Below are 20447 nucleotides of genomic sequence, written 5' to 3'. Positions count from 1 at the left end.
TTCAACCGTTATCAGTCTTTTTTACAAAGGTGAACCCATGAGTTCGTCAACACCACCGTCCAACACCGCCAAGCTGGACCGCATCCTTGCCGACGCCCAGCGTGATCGGGAAATGGGCTACCGCGACAAAGCCCTGAAAATGTACCCCCATGTCTGCGGTCGCTGCGCCCGTGAGTTTTCCGGCAAGCGCCTGAGCGAACTGACCGTTCACCACCGCGACCACAACCACGACAACAACCCGCAGGACGGTTCCAACTGGGAACTGCTGTGCCTGTACTGTCACGACAACGAACACTCGCGCTACACCGACCAGCAGTATTTCGGCGAGGGCTCGCTGAGCACGCCGAAGATTGCCAAGGCGACGCACAACCCGTTTGCGGCGCTGGCTGGGTTGATGAAGAAAGACGAGTAATCGGTACCACCAAAGAAACTCACAGCCTGTCAGGCCGCCATCGCGAGCAAGCTCGCTCCCACATTGGATCTCCAGCGTTCACGAAACCCTTGTGGGAGCGAGCTTGCTCGCGATGGCGATCCCCCCTTCACCACCAATCGTGAAACTGCCCCCCCACCCGCATTCCCCGTATAATCGCGCCTTTTCCCCAAAGGCACCCCGCCCGTGGCCAACAAACGCTACAGCTGCATCGGTCTGTTCAACCCCAAGTCACCGGAAAACGTCGGCTCGGTCATGCGTGCCGCCGGTTGCTACGGCGTGGCGTCGGTGTTCTACACCGGCAAGCGCTATGAACGCGCGGCCGACTTCGTCACCGACACCAAGAAAGTCCACTACGACATCCCGCTGATCGGCATCGATGACCTGAAGAAAATCCTGCCCCTGGGCTGTGTGCCGGTGGCCGTGGAACTGGTGGAAGGCGCCCGCCCGCTGCCCGAATACACTCACCCGGACCGGGCGTTGTACATCTTCGGCCCCGAAGATGGCTCGCTGGATAAAGACATTCGCGACTGGTGCGAAGACGTGGTGTACATCCCCACTACCGGCTGCATGAATCTGGCCGCCACGGTCAACGTCGTGCTGTACGACCGCATGGCCAAAGGCAACAACACCCGCTCGGGGCCACAATTCCGCTGATTGGTGCAAAACTCGATTGAACAAGGCAATCGCTCGGGCAGTCAGTTTTATACCAACCCCACACTGGAGACAGATCATGAGCGATAACAATCCGTTCGAGCCGATTGAGAGCACCCCTTTCCAATCCCATCCGCCGCAAAACGTGCATGGCTGGGAACGCATTGGCTCACTGGCCGGCGGTGTGCTGATGATGGGCAAGGGCTTGCGTCGCGGCGGCGTGATCGGTCTGGCTCAATTGGCTATCGGCGGCATGGCCCTGGCGCGGGGTATCACCGGGCATTGTTCGGCCAAGAGTTTGCTGGAAAAAAACCGTCAGAACCTGCACAACGCCCGCGCCCGCATCGAGCAGGCCGGTGATGAACTGAGCCGCCTGAAGGCCAATGCCGAAGCGGCGACCGGCACGGCCACGGTGACCGGGAATGATTCGCTGGTTTCGCCGAAGGCTGGGCTCTGATCGGATAGAGGCGGCGGCGCTGATGGCCTCATCGCGAGCAAGCTCGCTCCCACATTGATCGATGTCGTACACAAACAGTGTGTTCGCCAAAGATCCAGTGTGGGAGCGAGCCTGCTCGCGATAGCGGTGTCACTGGAGTAACCGGGTATCCAGCACCGTAGAGCCTGCACCCAGGATGCTTTCACTGAGCTGCACAAACTCCTGGGTGTCGACCGTTTCCAAGCGCATCGCCGCCTGTAACACATCGTCCAGCGAGCGCTTGTTGCGGGTTTTCAGGCGAATCTCGCGGTCCAGTTCCTGCAGCAGCAACACTGCCCTGGCCACCGTCGCGGGGCTGACCTGCTCGCCGCGCAAGGTCGTGACGCCCTTGCTGTCCCGGGCGAGCCGGTCATTGAGGACCTGATAGCGCTCATCGCTCATGCCACCGGCGCGCCGCAGCAACTCGACGGCGTAGTACTCGGTGAGCCCCTCGCTGATCCAGTCGCTGCGATCATGATCATTGACGCGGGCCAGTGCCTGCACCAACTCGCGCAACAACGGGCTACTGCCCCGCTCGCTGACCAGAGGCGGACGGCTGTGCAGGTAAATCGAGTCATGGCTGGCCTGAGCGCCGCGCCATAGCGGATCACCGGCACCGACAATCAGCAACTTGGCAGGATGGCGCGGCACCACCGCTTGTACCTGCGGCCAGACGAACGTCAGCAACGTCAGCACATCCATCCGGCGCATGCCTTGGCCCAGAGGCGAAGCCACCGTCACCTCGGTTTCTCCCAGGCGCGTACGGCGACTGCCAAGCTTGCCGGCGAGCATCCAGCCCGTGGGACGGTCGAACAGGCGCGAGGGGTTGTCGATGCGAAAGCGTCGTTTGCCGATGCGCGGCCAGGGTGTTTCGATGCTTTTCCAGCCATCCGGCAATTCAACTTCCAGCCGGGCAACCAGTTCGACGCCGTCCTGCTGATCGAGTTTGGCGGACGGCACCAGATCGTCGCCGCGCAGTAACGCCCAGCCCGGGGTCATGCGGGTTTCGAACGTACCCGTCTTGCGGGCATGGCTGATGCGCACGCGGTAGCTCAGGCTCGCCTTGTCGGAGGCTGGGCGCCATACACCCCGCGCGGCTTTGCCCGGCTTAAGTTGCCATTGACCGTCAGCCTTGAAGTCGCTGTAGCGGCTGCCGTCGCCGAGGTCGAAATCCAGGCTGCGTACCGCCGACCCCCGTGCCAGGGTCAGGCGCACCTCAGCCTGGTCGCTCTGCGGCAACAGGTGCACGTGATAATCCAGATCGACTTTTTGCGCCGCCCACAGCGGCCCGCACACCGTCAGCAGCCCGGCCGCCAGCATCCGTCTCAATCCTGCAGCCATGGGTTCTCCCTGGTAGCGCGATGCCCGGCGGCTCAGCCGGCGCGGAAAATCAGATGATCTTCCCAATCCTCTTCCGGCACGCTGCCTTCGGCCAGCATCCGCCCGGACTGGGAAATACGTTCGTGGTGCACGGCATCGCGGTCGCCGCAGACCAGGTGATGCCACAACGGCAAGTCCTTGCCCTCGCTGACCAGCCGATAACCGCAGGTCGGCGGCAGCCATTTGAACTCATCGGCCTTGCCCGCCGTGAGCTGGATGCAATCGGGAACGAAATCACGCCGGTTGGGGTAATCGGTGCACTGGCAGGTTTTCAAGTCCAGCAGTTTGCAGGCGATGCGCGTGTAGTAGACGCTGTTGTCGTCTTCATCTTCGAGTTTTTGCAGGCAACACAGACCACAACCGTCGCACAGCGATTCCCATTCCTGCGGATCGAGCTGATCGAGGGTTTTGCGTATCCAGAATGGTTCGACTTTGGCGGCCATGGCTCAAGCATCAACATCAAGGTGGTGAAAAGGCCGACAGTCTAGTGCCGGGACCTCGCCAGGCCAAGCATTGGCGACTGTCGGTATAGCGAGGCTTGCCAGGCACTTCCTGTGGCGAGGGAGCTTGCTCCCGCTCGGCTGCGCAGCAGTCGTAAAAACTGTCAGCCGTTTCCTGAAGCATCCTGCTAGAGGGTTTTGGGGCTGCTGCGCAGCCCAGCGGGAGCAAGCTCCCTCGCCACAGGGGTTCGCACAAACCTCAAGTGAACGGCGTAACCCGGAGTGGGAGGTCAGTCAGTAGCCCCGGTTGAAATCCACTTCCCCACGTAGCGCTTCGCCGGTCTGATAGGCCCGCAGGTTCTCCAGGAACAATTGCACCATCATCGTCGGCGACGTCGGCGCCGAGCTATGGCCGGTCAACAGCAGGCCCCAGGCGGTCCAGAAAGGGTGACGCTGCGGCAGCGGCTCCTGACGGCAAACGTCGATCACCGCACCCGCCAGGTGCCCTTCCTTCAAGGCTTGCACCAGATCCGCATCCACCACGGCCACGCCGCGTCCGACATTGATGAACAATCCGGTGGGCTTGAATTGCTTGAACAGCGCCGCGTCGTATACGTCATGAGTGTTGGGCGTGTTGGGCAGCAGGTTGATGACGTAATCCACTTCGCCGACCAGACGCGGCAGATCCTCCAGCCCCCCGACCTCGATGAAAGGCGCCAACTCCCGGGCTTCGCTGGCAATGCCATACAACTGCACGCCAAACGGCACCAGGAACTGCGCCACGCGCTGGCCGATATCGCCGGTCCCGACGATCAGTGCCTTGCGCCCGGCCAGGCTTTGCCCCTGGCGGTTGTCCCACTTGCGCTCCACCTGGCTGACCAGTCGCGCCAGCACCTCGCGCTCATGGCCCAGCATGTAAGTGAGCACGTACTCGGCCATGACCTGGCCGAAAATACCCACCGCACGGGTCAGGCGGTAATTACGGGTCAAGCCCTCGGCCAGCAGCGGCGTGATGCCCGCCCAGGTCGATTGCAGCCAGCGGGGATGATGGTCTTGGCGCAACAGGGTGGCCAGCAGATCGGGCTGGCCGAGCCAGACCGGACAGTCGGCGGCCAGTCGCGACAATTCAGCGGAGTCGCCGCTGGTCAGGACTTCGAGATCGGGGGCAGCCTGGCGCAGAAGCTGGGCATATACCACGTGGTCGTGTTCGGCAATCAGAACGCGCATGAATCAAACCTTTCAAAAACGATGCAGACAACCGCCGACAGAGTGTCGCTCCATCCCGTGGTCATCGCCAATAAATCATTCCAGTGTTTCAAGAGCCCCCAGGACGGGGGCCCAGGGGATCGTCAGACCGGGTCATTGCGCCGCAGCAGTTCTTCGGGCAAATGTTCGATGTACTCGTCTTCGGCCGGAGGCATCTGCAGGTGATAACCCTGGATGTCGAGGTTCTCCAGCACTTTGTTGATGTCTTCCCGGGACAGCTCGCGCTCGGGGCTCAGGACCAGGTCAAAGGCATGGATCGCCTTGCCGAAGGCAGCCATCAGAGGTTCAGGCACACGCTTCAAGGCATCGCTCTTGAGCACATACAAGTACATCTCGCTTTTCTTCGAGCTTCGGTAGATGGAGCAGATACGTTTCAAGGCTGTTCTCCGGCAGTGGCCAGGCTGTCGAGCAGCGCCTGGCCCATCAACTCGCGGCGCCAGCCACGCAGCGAATCAGGCAATTGGTAAGGGCCCTCGGGGAAGCCACTTTTGATCAGCGCTTCGAGGGTTTTCTTGCGTAGCATCAACTCCGGGGCAAGCCCCAGGCGCTCGGCTTCAGCCTGCCCCAGCGCCTTGAGACGCTTGACCAGCGCCGAGGCCTCGATGGGCAACGGCTCCGCCACCGCTGGCGGCCATTGTTCGGGCGGCACGCTGGCGGCGCGCTGAATCAGGTCCAGCAGAAACTCGCCGTCCTGGCGCACGGTACGCGGGTGCATGTCTTCGATTTTCGCCAGCGCGCCGAGGTTATCCGGCTGCGTGCGGGCCAGGGGCCATAGCGAATGCTCGCGGATGACGCGGTTGCGCGGCAGGTCACGGGCGCGCGCCTCTCGCTCGCGCCAGGCGCACAGCTCGCGCAGCACAGCCAGTTGGGCACGGGACAGCTTCCAGGCCAGCTTGGCCTCGCGGTACACCTCATAAGGGTCGACTTCGCGACGCAGGTTGGCCACCAGTTCGGCGCCATCCTCCAGAACCCAAGTGAATCTTTCATCGGACAGTTTCGGGCGCAGTTGCACGAACACTTCCGCCAGATGCACCGCGTCTTCAGCCGCGTAGCTGATCTGCGTCTCGGACAGCGGCCGTTGCAACCAGTCGGAACGGGTCTCGCCCTTGGGCAATTCGATCCCCAGCACTGACTGCACCAGCCGCGAATAACCCATGGAGAAACCCAGGTTCAGGTAGGCAGCGGCCAGTTGAGTATCGAACAAGGGCGCAGGCAGGCTGCCCGTCAGGCGCAGCAGCACTTCAAGGTCTTCGCTGCAGGCGTGCAGCACCTTGAGCACCGCCGGATTTTCCAGCAGTGCAGCCAGGGGCTGCCAGTTGTCGATGGTCAAGGGGTCGATCAGGTAGGCACGCTTGCCGTCGCCGATCTGCAGTAAACCGGCAATCGGGTAAAAGGTGTCGACCCGCATGAATTCGGTGTCGAGGGCGACGAATGGCAACTGCTGCCATTCGGCGCAAAACAGACCGAGGCTATCGTTGTCGCGAATCCAGTGAATATCGATGGCCACACGGCTCTCCCTTGAAGAATGGCGCGCAGTATATATCGCCGCCGGCGATTGCGAGCATCCATAGAGCAGGAGCCTGAGAAATTGCCTGCGTAAAGGCAAGAATAATCCTACATCAGGACTCAACTGGTCTTACGCAGTACATAAACCCGTGTCAGGGCAAAGCCGGGCAGGAAATCCTGATACCGCAGCACGGTAAAACCGGCCTCGCGGAACTCGGCTTCAACGTCAGCCTTGCCGGCCAGGCTGCGTTGCGGCGCCTGGCCGATTTTAAGGCGCCCTTCGATCTGAACCGACACGATCACGGTGTCGCGACTGACTCGATGAAATTCACGCAATAGCGCCAGGCGATGTTCACTGGCGCTGATGTGCCGAAACAGTTGCAGACAAAAAATACAATCCACCGCGTTGGCCGACAGCCCAATGGTGAATGCCGAACTCGGGAAGGTCTTGACCCGCTCAAGCCACGCGCCGCCATGGTGAGTGAGCGCGTGCTCAAGCATGTCCGGCGAAGGGTCCGCGGCCAGGATCACCCGATTGGCATGCTCGGCCAGCACCGGCCAGAATCGCCCCGCCCCACACGCCACATCCAGCACCAGCCCCGGTTCACCGGCCACTTTCAGGGCATTGCGCACCATCTGCTCGTCCCGCCAGAACGCCAGGCGCAAACGTCGAGGCGCCGGCTGGCAGCAAACCTGCGCATGCTCCTGGTCGTGATGCCTGGCGAACTCAAGTTCGACGGTGGAAGGGGGTAGCCCGGACATACGAACGGCTCTTGGAAAAATGGTTGGGTGACAGGTTAAACGACCCTGCGTGAAAAAAAGGTGTAGGCGATCATTCCCGGGCCAGCACACCGTCGATGACCGCTCCGCGACAATTGGCGAACAAGTCCAGGTCCGGGTTGTAGACCTTGCTGTTGACTTCCAGCAGCCCGAGCATCGAATGAAACAGGTTGTCCTGGCTCAAAGGCTTTTCCCGGCTCAGTTGCAGGCAATGGGTATCGACCGAGAACGACTTCTGATAGCTGTCGGAAAACCAGGCCAGCATCGCCACGTGTTTCTGTTGTTCCGGAGCGAGCATGTAGGGCGTGCCATGGAGGAAGAGGTTGTATTCACCCAAGGATTCGCCGTGGTCCGACAGGTACAGCATGGCGGTGTCGACCTTGTCCTGATTGGCCCGCAGCAAGTCGATCAGGGTCGACAGCACATGATCGGTGTACACCAGCGTGTTGTCGTAGCCATTGACGATGCTCTCGCGGCTACAATTGTTCAGTGCGTTGCTTTCGCACACCGGGGTGAAATGCTCGTATTCCTTGGGATAGCGCTTGAAATATTCCGGCCCGTGGCTGCCCATCTGGTGCAATACCAGCACCGTGTCCTTGTCCAGGGTGTCGATGAAATGCTGCAGCCCCTGGAGCAGGATCTCGTCACGGCACTCACTGTTGGCGCACAGGGCTGGATCCTTGAGATTACTGACATCCTGCAGAGTGACGCGATCGCAGGTCCCTTTGCAGCCAGATTGGTTGTCACGCCAGATCACCTCCAGCCCGGCACGCTGGAGCACATCCAGCAAGCCTTCCTCATTCTTGGCCTTGCTGGCGTCGTAATTCTTGCGCCCCATGTTGGAAAACATGCAGGGTACCGACACGGCCGTTTCAGTACCGCAGGAGTGCACATCGGTGAAGGCGATCAGGCCGGCCTCTTTGTCCAATGTCGGGGTGGTATCGCGGTTATAGCCGAGGATGCCGAAGTTCTCGGCACGAGCGCTCTCCCCCACCACCAGCACGGTCAGGGATTTGCGGGCGTGGTTTTGCCAGACGGGGTTGCGAACCGCATCCTCGCCCAACGGGATGAACGGTTGCTTGGCCGACGCGAGCTGCTCGCGCAAGTAACCGATCGAGGCACCGAGGTAGTTGCTCGGCACGACCATCAAGTGTAATTCGTGGTGATTGCGAAACAGCGAAGACAATCCCTGGTAATTGGCCAGGGCGACCGCGCCAATGACGGCGGCCGACGCCACACTAAAAATCAACTTGCTAAATAACGCTTTGGGCCAACGACGATAGTTGATTGGTGTCTTGTACAACAGCCAGGACGGTAATACGCCTAATAACCCGAGGTAGGCAAATAACTTCAGCGACAATAGATCGCGTACTTCCGTGGCATTGGTTTCAGCGAAGTTTCGCAACATGCCAGCATCGATCAGTACGCCATATTGCGCCATGAAATACGCCACGCCAGCGCTGATCAAGAACAGCAACATCAACAAGGGCTTGAGCACCGGACGGAACGCCAGCAACGTCAGCACCAGATTGAACGCGCCGAAAACCATCACGCCAAACGCCACGCACAACAGCATGCCCCGACCGTCAGCCGCCGTGATCGTGAGTAGGTGTTGCCAGAGAATGACGTTGAAACCCACTAATAAAAAAGCACTGGCGGCCAGCGTCACCCACTCGGGGCGCACGGCTTTAATGGTCAGCATGATGGTAGACGGCTTCCTGAAAGTTACTCTTTGAAAAAGAAGTGCCGGAAAGAATGTAAAAAACCATTCCCCCTACGACACCACAAACTTTAGGAAGTCCACCATCAATTTTTCGTGAAAAAGTTGCTACTAAATAATTTTTTAAGCACCCGTTTTTTAAGCGGCCGTCAGGCTTGATTCAGATACCAGCGCCAATCCTGCTCCCCCACTTCACCCATGAACTGCCGGTACTCGGCGCGCTTGACCGCGAGGTAGACGCCGAGGAATTCGTCGCCGAAGGCGCCCCGCGCCCAAGTCGAGGCCTCAAGAGTACGCAGGGTGGTGAGCCAATCAGTGGGTAATAACTCAGTCGCCTGGGCGTAGCCGTTGCCTTCAACAGGCTCCCCGGGATCGCACTGTTCACGGATGCCGTGATGGATGCCGGCCAGTATCGCGGCGGCGGCCAGGTACGGGTTGGCATCGGCGCCGCAAATGCGGTGTTCGATGTGCCGCGAGAAAGCCGGACCGCCCGGCACCCGCAGGCTCACGGTGCGGTTGTCCACGCCCCAGGTTGCCGCCAGCGGCGCATAGCTGTTGCTTTGGAATCGGCGGTAGGAATTGGCGTTGGGACAGAACAGCAACAGCGAATCGAGCAAGGTCTCGAGCATCCCGCCCACCGCATTGCGCAGCAGCGGCGTGCCGTCGGCCGCTTCACTGGCAAACAGGTTGTGGCCATCCCTGTCCGCCAGGCTGACGTGCATGTGCATGCCGGAGCCGGCCAGATGATCGAATGGCTTGGCCATGAAACACGCCTGCATGCCGTGTCTATGCGCCACACCCTTGACCAGCCGCTTGTAGCGCACCGCTTCATCCATGGCTTGCAGGGCATCGGTACGGTGTTCGAGGGTGATCTCCACCTGTCCCGGTGCATATTCGGAAATGGCTGTCCGGGCAGGAATGCCCTGCAGCTTGCACGCCGCATAGAGGTCCGCGAGGAACGGCTCGATCTGCTCCAGTTCGCGCAAGCCGTAGACCTGGGTGGCGCGTGGCCGGCCGCCGTCAGCGTCGCGCGCCGGTTGCGGCCGGCCCTGGCTATCGCGCTGCGCGTCCAACAGATAAAACTCCAGCTCCGCAGCCATTACCGGGTAATAACCGTCCGCCTGCAGGGCCTCGATCACCTGGCTGAGCACATAACGCGGATCGGCAATGGTCGCCGGCATGCCTTCTTGAGGATGCATGCTGACCTGCACGGCTGCCGTAGGAATCAGCCGCCACGGCATGCGCTGCAAGCTGCCACTGAGAGGATAGGCTCGGCAATCGATGTCACCGACGTCCCACACCAGCCCGGAATTTTCCACATCATCGCCATTGAGGGTCAGGCCGAGAATCGTGCTGGGCAACGGTCGACCACTTTCGTAGACCGCCAGCAACTCATCCCGATGCAACAACTTGCCCCGAGGCACACCATTGTTGTCGAGAATAAACAGCTCGAACAGCTCGATATCCGGGTGCTGCGCCAGGAACGCCTGGGCGTGTTGCACAGGTGCGAAAGGGATTTTGGAAAGGCTCATGAAAAGGCTCGTATTAACGTGTCGGACGGGCGCCAAGGCGCCGCCAATCTGCGTTCGCCATCAGCGAACACGTGGATGTTCAACAGGGAATACGGGGATCTGGAGGACGCGCATGGCGGCAATGCCAGAGTGCCCAAAAGGCCAGTTCAGAGGGCAGCGCGCAGAGAGAGGGGGTAACAGCAGCCATGAGTCGACCGACCGGGCCGGCCACGGTAAATGACGAGTATCGAAATGTCGCGGGCCAACCGTCCATAAGCGCATCACAGGAAACAGATTCTCAAAGCGTCCCACGACACAATGGGCCGTTACACACTGATTTGATGAAGCTTGGATCGGATCAGGCTAAACAATGGCAAACGACTCAAGGATTGATCGTCGCGTCGTCTTCGCTACATTTTCTGTCCCACTCCCGACCGTGAAACAGTTTGAATGGCATTCTCTTGGGACCATCGTTCCGTTAGGATCGCGAGTCTGATTTGCGCAAGATCCGCGCAAGGAGCACAGCGAGACAGAACGGATGCTGAACAGTAACTCTCTCAGAAAGCTCGATATGCAGGATCTCATGGTGTTTAGCGCCGTGTACGAGCAAAGCAACGTGACCAGCGTCTCCGAAGCATTGTGCGTCAGTCAGTCAACGGTCAGTTACTGCCTCAAGAAACTGCGGACCTGCTTCGAAGACGAGCTGTTTATCAACACCCGCACCGGCATGCGCCCCACCTATAAGGCCGAGGGCATGTACCGTCATGTGCGTGCCATTTTGCAAAGCATCAACCTGTGCCATGCCGGGGCGCCGACCTTTGATCCAACCCGGCAAGCCGTGACCTTCAACATTTGCGCACCGGAGTACTTCGAACACCTGATCCTGCCGCAACTGCTGCAAAGCTTCGATTACGCCAACCTGCCGGTGGTGGTGAACGTGCATAAACTCGAAGCTGATATTCCTGCCGACGAACTGCGGGACGGCAGCCTGGACCTGGTGATCTGCTTCGGCCCGAACTTCCACAGCAACCATGACGATCTAAAATCCCGGCAGTTGCTGGAGGAGGACTTGGTCTGTGTCGTGGATAAACGGGCGACACCATTGGAAGCGCAATTGAGCCTTCAGGCTTTCCTGGAGCGCCGGCACGTTTTTCCGACGCCTTGGAATTCCCCCAGCAACATGGTGGATGGTTGGCTGTCACGGCAGGCCCATCAACGCCAGCTTGCCGCCCGGGCCAACAGCTACAGTGCGGCACTGAAGATGATCACCGGCACCGACTTCATCCTCACTCTGCCCCGCCGTATCCAAAAACTGCTGGCCAATGAGGCGATTTTCAATCACCACGAGGCGCCCCAGGGCCTGCCGGGATTTACCCTGGACATGCAGTGGAGCCTGGCCGCCGATCAGGACAGCGCCAATACCTGGCTGCGCGAGCAGATCATCAAGGCCTGCGCCGAGCGAGACGCCTGAGCGTCACCGACCGATCAAGGCCTTGGCGTAAGGACCACGATCGATATCGAGGATTTCCACGCACAGCTGCACGGAAACGTCCGTCGGCCATTCGTCCAGCTCCTGGATCACGGCCAACAGGCTGTCGGCCAGTTGCTTCTTGATTTCCGGTGAGCGGCCACTCAGCAGGGCCAGCTTCACATGCACGAAACCACGCTCTCCCAACCCGGTGCCCACCCGGTAAGTCTCGACTTTCACTGCCCGGCTCTTGATGTCTGACTCGGCGGCAAACTGACCGGACGCCACCAGTGCGTTGTTCAGGCGCAACAGCGCTACGTCGGCTTTCAGGTTGGGCAGGTTGGCGGTGTATTCCATGTGCAGGTGAGGCATGTGTTCGACTCCAATTCGAAAATATGACCAAGGGTTCAACCGTGGCAAACCATACCTCGACTTTCTTCATTTATGCAGGATTTGTTTCGTCGCGTGCCGGCCTTGCGCAATTCGTTGCGGTTCATCCATGGCGCCCGGTCCGAGTCAGCTTGAGCAAAACCACTGCAATTTTTGGCAACATCCCATCACCATTGGAAACGTATTGGCGATAGCCAAAACTATCAGCTTGGCTAGGCTTGCAACGACATGTGCAAAGCATGTCTTAATGAGTCAATCGCATGGAGCGGACCGATGTATTTTGAAATCTACAGGCAGACCCGAGGTACCCAAAACACCGGAAAAGGTCAGTGGCGCTGGCGTTTGAGAGCGGGCAACCACGAAACGATCGCCAGCGGCGAATCCTATGTCAACAAAGCTGACTGCCTTCACGTCATCAGGCTGATCAAAAATGCCCAGGGCGAGACACCTGTGAAGGAGATCTGAACAGCGTTGCGCTGTGCGACCATGAGCTGCTCCGGGTGAGCAGCTTTCTGCGGCATCATTCCAAGCCCCCAAGAGCGAGTATTTCCTGATGACTGCCAATCACTCCCCGATCAATTTCTCCCAGAAGTACGCCTTGTTCCAGGACCAGTGGGCACCGAAAGTGGTGGCCGAAATGAACGACTACCAGTTCAAGGTGGCCCGCCTCGAAGGCGAATTCATCTGGCACGCCCACGCCGATACTGATGAAACCTTCATCGTGCTGGAAGGCGAACTTCGTATCGATTTTCGCGACAGCGCGGTGACGATTGGCGCGGGAGAGATGTACGTCGTCAAAAAAGGCGTCGAGCACAAGCCCTACGCCGCAAAGGAGGTGAAAGTGCTGTTGATCGAGCCACGCGGGGTCATCAACACCGGCGAAGCCAATGAGCGCACGGCGGACAATGATGTCTGGATTTGAGTGAAGGCCCCCTGAGGGGAGTCAATCGAGCCAGGCAACCGTCGCTGACGAGGTGTCACGGCAGCCAGGACGAAAGGGTTAATGGTCCATGGTCAGTGATCTGCGCAACGTCCAATACCACCGGCAGCCGCAGGAAACCGTCCTGATGCAAAGCGCTCAGGCGGACGCTGGTAAGCGCCGCCAGAGGTTCGGGGAGACACGGCCCTTATACGCCTGGCTCAGACGCGGAAGCGGCCGGTCAGTTCCGCTAAGGTCCTCGACAAGTTGGAGAGCTGCTGACTGGCATGCATGCTCTGGGCAGAGTTCTCCGCCGCTTCGTTGGACAAGTCACGGATGTCAGAGATATTACGGGCGATTTCCTCGGTGACACTGCTCTGCTCTTCACAGGCGCTGGCAATCTGTGCGGCCATGTCGTTGATCCGCTGTATTGAACCGCCGGTGCCGCTGAGCACCTGATCCACACTCGCGGCGCGCTCGACGCTGTCGCGGGCCTTGGTGCTACCGACATGCATGGCTTGCACAGCCTTGGCGACACCGGACTGCAGGCGCTCGATACGAACCTGGATGTCCTTGGTCGAATCCTGGGTGCGCGCCGCCAGCGCCCTGACTTCGTCGGCCACCACGGCAAAACCGCGCCCTTGCTCGCCCGCCCGCGCGGCCTCGATGGCTGCGTTCAGTGCCAGCAGATTGGTCTGCTCGGCAATGCCACGAATCACCTCGAGGACGGCGCCGATGCTGGAGGTCTCCTGGGCCAATGCCTCGATGGTGCCCGAAGCGCTTTCCACCTCCTGGGCCAGTTGGCGGATTGAATCGATGGTGCTGCTGACCACCTCAGCACCATCACGGGACTGGCTGGTGGCTTGCTGCGCGGCGTCCGAGGCGTTCTGTGCGCTACTCGCCACTTCATGCACGGCGGCGCTCATCTGGGTTGCGGCCGTACTGACCTGATCCAGCGCCGCATGCTCGCTGCTGATCAGTTTGTCGTTGGTCGCCGCCATGTTGGCCATGTTACGTGCCGCGGCATCGACCTCCCCGGTCACCCGACCCACCTCGGCAATCAGCGGCTGCAGTTTGTCGAGAAAGCGGTTGAAGGCACTGCCAAGCTGGCCCAACTCGTCAGCCGAACGCACCTCAAGGCGCCCCTTCAAATCACCACCGCCTTCGGCAATCTGCTCGACGCGACTGAGTAAGCGGCGCATAGGACTCAGTACGACCAGCGGCAGGGCAACGACGACCAAGATACAGCCAAGCAGCCCGATCAACAGAATGGCCCCTTGATGCATCCCCACTTCCTTGCCGTTGTCGATCGCCGCGTCCCCCTCCCGGTGCGACGCCTGGTCTTCCAACTCGCCAAGCTTGTCGATGGAATCGCGCATGGTCTCGAACAGACGTTCGCTGTCACCAAAACTCAGCGTGCTGGCTGCCTCCATATTCCCCACGGACAGCTCCATGACCCGCCGCGAAACCTGCTTCCACTTGGCAAAAGCGTCGTTGAACTGACTGACCAACGCCAGTGCCTCAGCCCCCGGCTGCATCACGGCATATTGCTGCACGCGATCATAAGCCTGCTTCGTATTCTCCTCATGACTGGCGCTCAACGCCTTCAGATGCTCGTCCGCATGACCATCAAGCAGGCTGCGCTCGGCAACAAAAGCCTGGTAGAGATCGCGATCGGCATTGAGCAGCAGGCTGATGGCCGGCAAGTAACGCTTAGTCAGCTGTGTGCTGGACTGCGTCACCTGATCAATGCCACGCATGCCCGACCACCCCATCAGCACAAGCAACACGGCAAGGAAAGCGATGGGAAGGGTGATTTTCCAGCGGAAGCCTAAATCGGCAAAGAACCGCATCATGGGGGGCACTCCTTCTATGGGGGGTTAGCTTACCTATCGGCAGGCATGCCTTGAGCTATAGACCATTAGTCTGGTTGTCACAACGAAATGAGCTTGTGAGGAGGCTCATTTGAGCGGCTTTCTTAGGTGGACAAAGCCCTTGCTGGAAGCAGATAACGGGTTAAAAACGCTAAGGGAAAGCGCTCGCTGCTTAGGAGTAATTTCCGACATTCCCCACCTACATAATTCAAAGAATCCTCCTACACATCAGCCCGTTGCTGAAACTCTGAGGGGAGCCCTATAGTTCAGGCGTCGTTCATAAGGGCGACGCGGGTTTGGCGACTCGAAAACAAATGTTCAGAAGTTTCCGCAAATTTGAGGAACACCTCAATCAACTGGACATCATTGAAATGAATAAATATATGGCTCTTACCAGTAATGCCGACGACCAACCCCTCTTCGTCGATACCACCGCCCCGCTGCACATACTGCTTGATACAGCAGGCTATAGAATTCGCGCTGTTACCCAGTTTTTAGAAAACCTCGCGATGCGCGGAGAGATTCCCACCGACTCAGTGGTCCTTCAGGATTTCGCACAACTGTGCTGCATTCCGTTAAGGGATGGCTGTGACTTACTCGATGTCTTGGCCAGACGACTGGATGCCGAGCCTGCCTAGCCCTGCCAAGGGCCTCCAACCAGGCCCACTTCGTCATAGATTGGCGTCGAGTCTATGGCATCGAAGCTGAATACGAACGCCACGGAGGCCCCGATGGCCATCACAAAAAAAGTCGACAAACCCCAGAAAAAGCTCGTTCACAATGAACTGACATTTCATGATGTTCGGCAAGCCGCACGTGACAGTCAGAAAGCGTTCGAGAAATTTGTAACCACTGGCAAGCTTCCTATTTCGAAGTAGGTCTTGATGATCAGTGTCGAGGGCGGGTGCGGGCCGATGCCGCTATTGACTTGCGACTCGATGCTGAGCAGTACATCGCCAGCCAAGGGCGAGAGTCTTCATCGATCAACTGCGCAGTGCCAGAAACGAAAAAGCCCCTGAAATGTTCAAACATTTCAGGGGCTTAGTCGTATTCAATTATGGCGGAGAGATAGGGATTTGAACCCTAGGTACTGTCGCCAGTACAACGGATTTCGAATCCGTCCCGTTCGGCCACTCCGGCATCTCTCCAGTGGCGCGCATCATACCAGCACATTCGCCGGAAGCGAACCCCCGGGCGAAATTTTTTCCGTGCTATCAGATGCTTGCGTCGATTACAGCGGCACACCCAGACGCTTGGCGACTTCTTCGTAAGCTTCGATGACATCACCGAGGCCTTGGCGGAAGCGGTCCTTGTCCATTTTCTTCTTGGTGTCCTTGTCCCAGAGGCGGCAGCCGTCCGGGCTGAATTCGTCACCCAGGACGATGGAGCCATCGCTGAACACGCCGAATTCAAGCTTGAAGTCCACCAACAGCAGGCCAGCGTCGTCGAACAGCTTGGTCAGCACTTCGTTGACCTTGAGGGACAACTCCTTCATGCGGGCCAGTTGCTCAGCGGTACCCCAACCGAAGGCCACGACGTGGGATTCGTTGATGAACGGGTCGCCCTTGGCGTCGTCCTTCAGGAACAGCTCGAAGGTGTAGGGGTTGAGCTTCATGCCCTCTTCCACGCCCAGGCGCTTGACCAGGCTGCCGGCGGCGTAGTTACGCACGACGCATTCGACCGGGATCATGTCCAGCTTCTTGACCAGGCATTCGTTGTCGCCCAGCAGCTTGTCGAACTGGGTCGGCACGCCGGCGGCTTCGAGTTTCTGCATGATGAAGGCGTTGAACTTGTTGTTCACCATGCCCTTGCGGTCCAGCTGTTCGATGCGCTTGCCGTCGAACGCCGAGGTGTCGTTGCGAAACAACAGGATCAAGCGGTCAGCGTCGTCGGTCTTGTAAACCGATTTGGCTTTGCCGCGGTAGAGTTCTTCACGTTTTTCCATGATGGGCTCCGCTTGCTAAGTAGTGGGCTAGGCGATATGTCGCCAGTCGAGCCCTGAATCTTGATCGGCCAATTGCAGCCAGTCCGGGTCGCACCCGAGGGTGTCGACAAAACATTGCCGGGCCAGCTGCGGCAGGTTGTTCTTGCTGCTCAGATGGGCCAGGACCAGGTGTTGCAGGCCTTGCCAGCCCAACTCGGCCACCAGGAACGCCGCCTGGTGGTTATTCAAATGTCCGTGCTCTCCGCCTACCCGCTGCTTGAGAAAGTACGGATAGTACCCGCGCGCCAGCATGTCGCGGCAGTGGTTGGACTCGATCATCAACGCATCGAGGTCCCGGTAGCTGTCCATTACCCTGTCACAATACGAACCCAGGTCTGTAAGCAGTCCAAAGCGCCGTTCGCCGTCGCTGAACACATACTGCGTCGGCTCCCGCGCATCGTGCGCCACGCTGACCACGCTGATATCCAGGGCGCCAATGCGCAGTTGTTCGCCCCCGGCCACGAAACCGGCAGGCTCGATAGGCTTGCGCAGGCCACCCAACGTTCCGCGGCTCAGGTAGACCGGCAAATTGTAGCGCCGAGACAGCAAACCCACGCCATGCACGTGATCGGCATGTTCGTGGGTCACCAGTATCGCGCTCAACTGCGCCGGGTGCACACCCAGGCGCAACAGGCGCTTCTCGGTTTCCCGCAGGGAGAAACCACAATCGACCAGCACGTACGTGTCGGCGCTGGCTATCAGCGTGCCGTTCCCCTGGCTACCGCTGCCGAGAACAGCAAAACGCATCGGATCAGCCCAGGTTATCCTGAATCACGCCCAACACTTTGCGCGCCACATCGGCCGGCGCCACGGTATTGATGTTCTTCTCGACGGTCACCTGGACGTTGTCGCCCACCTTGCTCAGGCGAACCTGATAACGCTCGGCACGGGCTTCAACCTCTTCCTTGTCCGGCTTGCTGCCGAACAGGCCACTGAAGAAGCCAGGCTTCTCGTCTTTCTTCTCGGCCTTTTCGGCGAGGTTGATGTAGTACAGGCCCAGGCTACGGTTGATGTCTTCAACCCGCCATTCGCCCTGCTCCAGCGCACGGCCAACACTCGACCAGGCACGGTCCAGGTCGGAGCCGACGTTGAGCACCGGATTGCCGCTGCCGTCTTCGCTCAAGCTGACGCGGCTCGGTGCATCGAACTCCTTGGACGCCAGCATCGAGACCGAACCACCCTGCTCCGCGTTACGGCTCATGCTGGCGAGCATGTCGTCCACCAGCGCAGCGTCGAGCCCGGTATTGACCGAACGGTTGGTGAACGCCACGTCGGCCGTGCTGCCGGCAGGACGCTCGGCGCTGACCACGTAGACTTCACTGGTATTGCGCTGCACACCTGGCTCGATACGCACCCGCACACGGCTTTCGCTATCGGCGGCGATGCCCGCGGCGCTCAGGCGCTTGGCCATGGCAGCGGACAGTTCATCGGAACGTTGCCAAGTGGTGGTGAATTCGCCGGTCTGCGGGCGCTGTTCGTCCAGGCGGAAACCGTTGTCCTGGAAGAACTGGATTGCCACGGGCCAGACTTCGGCCGGCGGATGCTGGGCCATGACCCAGCTTGAGTCGCCACTCTTCTGCAGGGTGTAGTCGCTGGCATCGGCCATGGCCGACAGCGGCTGCGGACGTGGAACGATGTATTCGCCCTTGACGCTGTCGTCGGCCACGTTGCGCGGGATCGGCAGCAGCGGATCCAGGCGTTTGGCGACGCTGACATCGGGTGGCAGTTGCATCGGTGCAGTCTGTTGCGCTTCCAGGTAATCGCTACCACGGTCGCGGAAGTAACCTTCCGGGCCCCAGACCCATCCGCAGCCGCTGGTGCTGGAGATAATCAAGGCAAGTGCGGAAAGTCCGGCCATTCGCTTCATGCGTTGTACTTCCTCAATTAAACCAGGACGCCGGACTGGCGCATGGCCTGCCGCAGCGGTTCGTGACAGGCTTCGCTGAGCCAGGTGAGCGGCAGACGGATGCCTGGATGCATCAGACCCATTTCGACCAAAGCCCACTTCACCGGAATCGGGTTGGCTTCGAGGAACAGGTCTTTGTGCAGCGGCATCAGTTTTTCGTTAAGTGCCCGTGCGGTATCGGCATCGCCCTTGAGCGCCACCTCGCACAGGTCGGCCATTTCGCGCGGAGCGACGTTGGCAGTGACGGAAATATTACCCTTGCCACCCATCAGGATCAGCTCGACCGCGGTCGGATCATCGCCGGAAAGAACGATGAAGTCCTTGCTCACACCATCGAGGATGGCTTTGGCGCGGGTCATGTCGCCGGTGGCTTCCTTGATGCCGATGATGTTCGGGATAGTGGAAAGGCGAATCACGGTCTCGGCCTGCATGTCGCAGGAGGTGCGGCCGGGCACGTTATAGAGGATCTGCGGGATGTCGACCGCTTCGGCAATATGCTTGAAGTGCTGGTACAGGCCTTCCTGGGTCGGCTTGTTGTAGTACGGAACGACCAGCAGGCAGGCGTCGGCGCCGGCTTCCTTGGCGTTGCGGGTCAGCTCGACGGCTTCGCGGGTCGAGTTGGCGCCGGTACCGGCGATAACGGGAATCTTGCCGGCGACCTGCTTGACCACGGCCCGGATGACTTCGATGTGCTCGTTGACATCGAGGGTTGCCGACTCGCCGGTGGTACCGACGGCGACAATGGCGTGGGTGCCGTTGTTAAGGTGGAAGTCCACGAGTTTGCTGAGGCTGACCCAGTCAAGACGCCCTTGTGCATCCATGGGTGTGACCAGTGCCACCATACTGCCCGCAATCATGAAACCGCTCCTGCCGGAAAAAGAGAGCGGTAATGGTACTGGCGCCAAGATGCTTGTACAAGCGAACTACCATTCCCCTTGGCGATGGTTTTCGCTACCCTTCAGGCTTTGATCGGTACCGATAAGCTCATTCGCCGGTTCCCAGCCTCCGTTTTCGTCGCCACAAGCCCCGATCCTGCGTTTGTCCTGGTGCATTCCCGCCGTTCCGGAATGCAGCGCAACCCCAGGCACAGGGCTTGAACCGCTCGTTTACCCAGGCCTGACGCCGTGTCGAGCTGCATGAAGTACCGACCGCTCATCGCTTTAGGAATGCTGCATGTCCACCCCCACAGTCCGCGAACAATTCCTTGTTATCAGTGCCCTTGGCGCCAACCCCATGGAGCTGACTAACGTCCTGTGCCGCGCCAGCCATGAAAATCGCTGCGCCGTCGTGACCTCACGCCTGACCCGTCATGGCGAATGCAGTGCGCTCGTGCTCGAAATCTCCGGTAGCTGGGACGCCCTGGCACGCCTGGAAGGCAGCCTGCCCGTGCTGGCCAAGAAGCATGCCTTCACCGTCAACGTGGTACGCAGCGCCGCCCTGGAGAACCGTCCCCAGGCCCTGCCCTACGTGGCCTATGTGAGCTCGGCTTATCGGCCGGACATCATCAACGAACTGTGCCAGTTTTTCATGGACCACCAGGTCGAGCTGGAAAACCTGACATGCGATACCTACCAGGCTCCGCAGACCGGCGGCACCATGCTCAACGCCACGTTCACCGTGACCCTGCCGGCCGGCACCCAGATCAGTTGGCTGCGCGATCAGTTCCTGGACTTCGCCGATGCGATGAACCTGGACGCCCTGATCGAACCGTGGCGCCCACAAAACCCAATGTAAGGAAACGTTC

General features: G+C 59.7%; 21 protein-coding genes, 1 tRNA gene and 2 pseudogenes. 8 read left to right on the top strand and 16 right to left on the bottom strand.

Features of this window, described 5'->3' with window-relative positions; all coding sequences use genetic code 11:
• Positions 1-37: 37 nt before the first annotated feature.
• The 3 genes from QNH97_RS07105 to QNH97_RS07095 all read left to right on the top strand — a co-directional run bounded on the left by QNH97_RS07105 (position 38) and on the right by QNH97_RS07095 (position 1541).
• Positions 38-412, top strand: coding sequence for a YajD family HNH nuclease (locus tag QNH97_RS07105; protein ID WP_025212393.1), 375 nt, complete (start codon positions 38-40; stop codon positions 410-412).
• A gap of 204 nt (positions 413-616) precedes the next feature.
• A complete protein-coding gene (locus QNH97_RS07100) occupies positions 617-1087 on the top strand; it encodes an RNA methyltransferase (protein WP_003198862.1) in 471 nt (156 codons plus the stop codon).
• A gap of 76 nt (positions 1088-1163) precedes the next feature.
• Positions 1164-1541: a YgaP family membrane protein gene (locus QNH97_RS07095; protein WP_123414728.1), complete on the top strand. Its 378-nt coding sequence runs from the start codon at positions 1164-1166 to the stop codon at positions 1539-1541.
• Positions 1542-1670: 129 nt separating this feature from the next.
• Here QNH97_RS07095 and QNH97_RS07090 read toward each other — a convergent pair whose 3' ends face one another.
• The 8 genes from QNH97_RS07090 to QNH97_RS07055 form a co-directional block, all read right to left on the bottom strand.
• The gene (locus QNH97_RS07090; protein WP_283556203.1) at positions 1671-2900 is read right to left on the bottom strand and encodes a hypothetical protein; all 1230 of its coding nucleotides are present in this window, start codon (positions 2898-2900) and stop codon (positions 1671-1673) included.
• A gap of 32 nt (positions 2901-2932) precedes the next feature.
• Entirely contained in the window at positions 2933-3382 is a 450-nt protein-coding gene (locus tag QNH97_RS07085; protein WP_025212390.1) for a YcgN family cysteine cluster protein, read from the bottom strand.
• A 291-nt stretch (positions 3383-3673) separates the two neighbouring features.
• Complete coding sequence (locus tag QNH97_RS07080; RefSeq protein WP_283556202.1) at positions 3674-4606, bottom strand: D-2-hydroxyacid dehydrogenase; 933 nt, start codon at positions 4604-4606, stop codon at positions 3674-3676.
• A gap of 122 nt (positions 4607-4728) precedes the next feature.
• Complete coding sequence (locus QNH97_RS07075; RefSeq protein WP_283556201.1) at positions 4729-5022, bottom strand: YcgL domain-containing protein; 294 nt, start codon at positions 5020-5022, stop codon at positions 4729-4731.
• Positions 5019-6152, bottom strand: a complete 1134-nt coding sequence (gene rnd, locus QNH97_RS07070; protein WP_283556200.1) for a ribonuclease D — start codon at positions 6150-6152, stop codon at positions 5019-5021. Before rnd ends, QNH97_RS07075 begins: the two co-directional genes overlap by 4 nt.
• 119 nt (positions 6153-6271) lie before the next feature.
• Positions 6272-6913: a class I SAM-dependent methyltransferase gene (locus QNH97_RS07065; protein ID WP_283556199.1), complete on the bottom strand. Its 642-nt coding sequence runs from the start codon at positions 6911-6913 to the stop codon at positions 6272-6274.
• 70 nt (positions 6914-6983) lie between these two features.
• Positions 6984-8633: a phosphoethanolamine transferase gene (locus QNH97_RS07060; RefSeq protein ID WP_283556198.1), complete on the bottom strand. Its 1650-nt coding sequence runs from the start codon at positions 8631-8633 to the stop codon at positions 6984-6986.
• 167 nt (positions 8634-8800) lie between these two features.
• Positions 8801-10168, bottom strand: a complete 1368-nt coding sequence (locus QNH97_RS07055; RefSeq protein ID WP_283557437.1) for a glutamine synthetase family protein — start codon at positions 10166-10168, stop codon at positions 8801-8803.
• A 532-nt stretch (positions 10169-10700) separates the two neighbouring features.
• On the opposite strand from QNH97_RS07055, the gene QNH97_RS07050 reads away from it, so the two are divergent.
• Positions 10701-11633 (top strand): LysR family transcriptional regulator, encoded by a 933-nt coding sequence (locus QNH97_RS07050; RefSeq protein WP_283556197.1) that lies wholly within the window; start codon positions 10701-10703, stop codon positions 11631-11633.
• A 3-nt stretch (positions 11634-11636) separates the two neighbouring features.
• Here the strand turns inward: QNH97_RS07050 and QNH97_RS07045 are convergent, their stop codons facing one another.
• Positions 11637-12002: a 5-carboxymethyl-2-hydroxymuconate Delta-isomerase gene (locus QNH97_RS07045; protein ID WP_283556196.1), complete on the bottom strand. Its 366-nt coding sequence runs from the start codon at positions 12000-12002 to the stop codon at positions 11637-11639.
• A 291-nt stretch (positions 12003-12293) separates the two neighbouring features.
• On the opposite strand from QNH97_RS07045, the gene QNH97_RS07040 reads away from it, so the two are divergent.
• Together QNH97_RS07040 and QNH97_RS07035 are read left to right on the top strand one after the other, a co-directional pair.
• Positions 12294-12485 (top strand): YegP family protein, encoded by a 192-nt coding sequence (locus QNH97_RS07040; RefSeq protein WP_283556195.1) that lies wholly within the window; start codon positions 12294-12296, stop codon positions 12483-12485.
• A gap of 88 nt (positions 12486-12573) precedes the next feature.
• Positions 12574-12942 carry a cupin domain-containing protein gene (locus QNH97_RS07035; protein ID WP_283556194.1) on the top strand — a complete coding sequence of 123 codons (369 nt, stop codon included), beginning with the start codon at positions 12574-12576 and terminating at the stop codon, positions 12940-12942.
• Positions 12943-13160: 218 nt separating this feature from the next.
• Here the strand turns inward: QNH97_RS07035 and QNH97_RS29440 are convergent.
• Positions 13161-13760: pseudogene (locus QNH97_RS29440) on the bottom strand (methyl-accepting chemotaxis protein); the annotation flags it as partial.
• 306 nt (positions 13761-14066) lie between these two features.
• Positions 14067-14714: pseudogene (locus QNH97_RS29435) on the bottom strand (MCP four helix bundle domain-containing protein); the annotation flags it as partial.
• A 470-nt stretch (positions 14715-15184) separates the two neighbouring features.
• Between QNH97_RS29435 and QNH97_RS07025 the strand changes: the two are divergent.
• Entirely contained in the window at positions 15185-15451 is a 267-nt protein-coding gene (locus QNH97_RS07025; protein WP_283557436.1) for a short-chain dehydrogenase, read from the top strand.
• Positions 15452-15871: 420 nt separating this feature from the next.
• Here QNH97_RS07025 and QNH97_RS07020 read toward each other — a convergent pair.
• The 5 genes from QNH97_RS07020 to dapA form a co-directional block, all read right to left on the bottom strand.
• Positions 15872-15961 (bottom strand) — tRNA-Ser (locus tag QNH97_RS07020).
• A gap of 83 nt (positions 15962-16044) precedes the next feature.
• Positions 16045-16758: a phosphoribosylaminoimidazolesuccinocarboxamide synthase gene (gene purC / locus QNH97_RS07015; RefSeq protein WP_058543840.1), complete on the bottom strand. Its 714-nt coding sequence runs from the start codon at positions 16756-16758 to the stop codon at positions 16045-16047.
• Positions 16759-16785: 27 nt separating this feature from the next.
• Complete coding sequence (locus QNH97_RS07010) at positions 16786-17544, bottom strand: MBL fold metallo-hydrolase (protein WP_283556192.1); 759 nt, start codon at positions 17542-17544, stop codon at positions 16786-16788.
• A gap of 4 nt (positions 17545-17548) precedes the next feature.
• Positions 17549-18664 (bottom strand): NlpB/DapX family lipoprotein, encoded by a 1116-nt coding sequence (bamC, locus tag QNH97_RS07005; protein ID WP_283556191.1) that lies wholly within the window; start codon positions 18662-18664, stop codon positions 17549-17551.
• Positions 18665-18681: 17 nt separating this feature from the next.
• A complete protein-coding gene (gene dapA / locus QNH97_RS07000; RefSeq protein WP_283556190.1) occupies positions 18682-19560 on the bottom strand; it encodes a 4-hydroxy-tetrahydrodipicolinate synthase in 879 nt (292 codons plus the stop codon).
• A gap of 316 nt (positions 19561-19876) precedes the next feature.
• Here dapA and QNH97_RS06995 point away from each other — a divergent pair, with 316 nt between their 5' ends.
• Positions 19877-20437 carry a glycine cleavage system transcriptional repressor gene (locus tag QNH97_RS06995; RefSeq protein ID WP_210643302.1) on the top strand — a complete coding sequence of 187 codons (561 nt, stop codon included), beginning with the start codon at positions 19877-19879 and terminating at the stop codon, positions 20435-20437.
• The last annotated feature ends 10 nt before the right edge of the window (positions 20438-20447 follow it).

Origin of the sequence: Pseudomonas sp. G2-4, assembly GCF_030064125.1 — a bacterium.
Lineage (GTDB): Bacteria > Pseudomonadota > Gammaproteobacteria > Pseudomonadales > Pseudomonadaceae > Aquipseudomonas.
The sequence above is the reverse complement of the archived record's forward strand: the minus strand, read 5'-3'. Positions and strand labels throughout refer to the sequence as shown.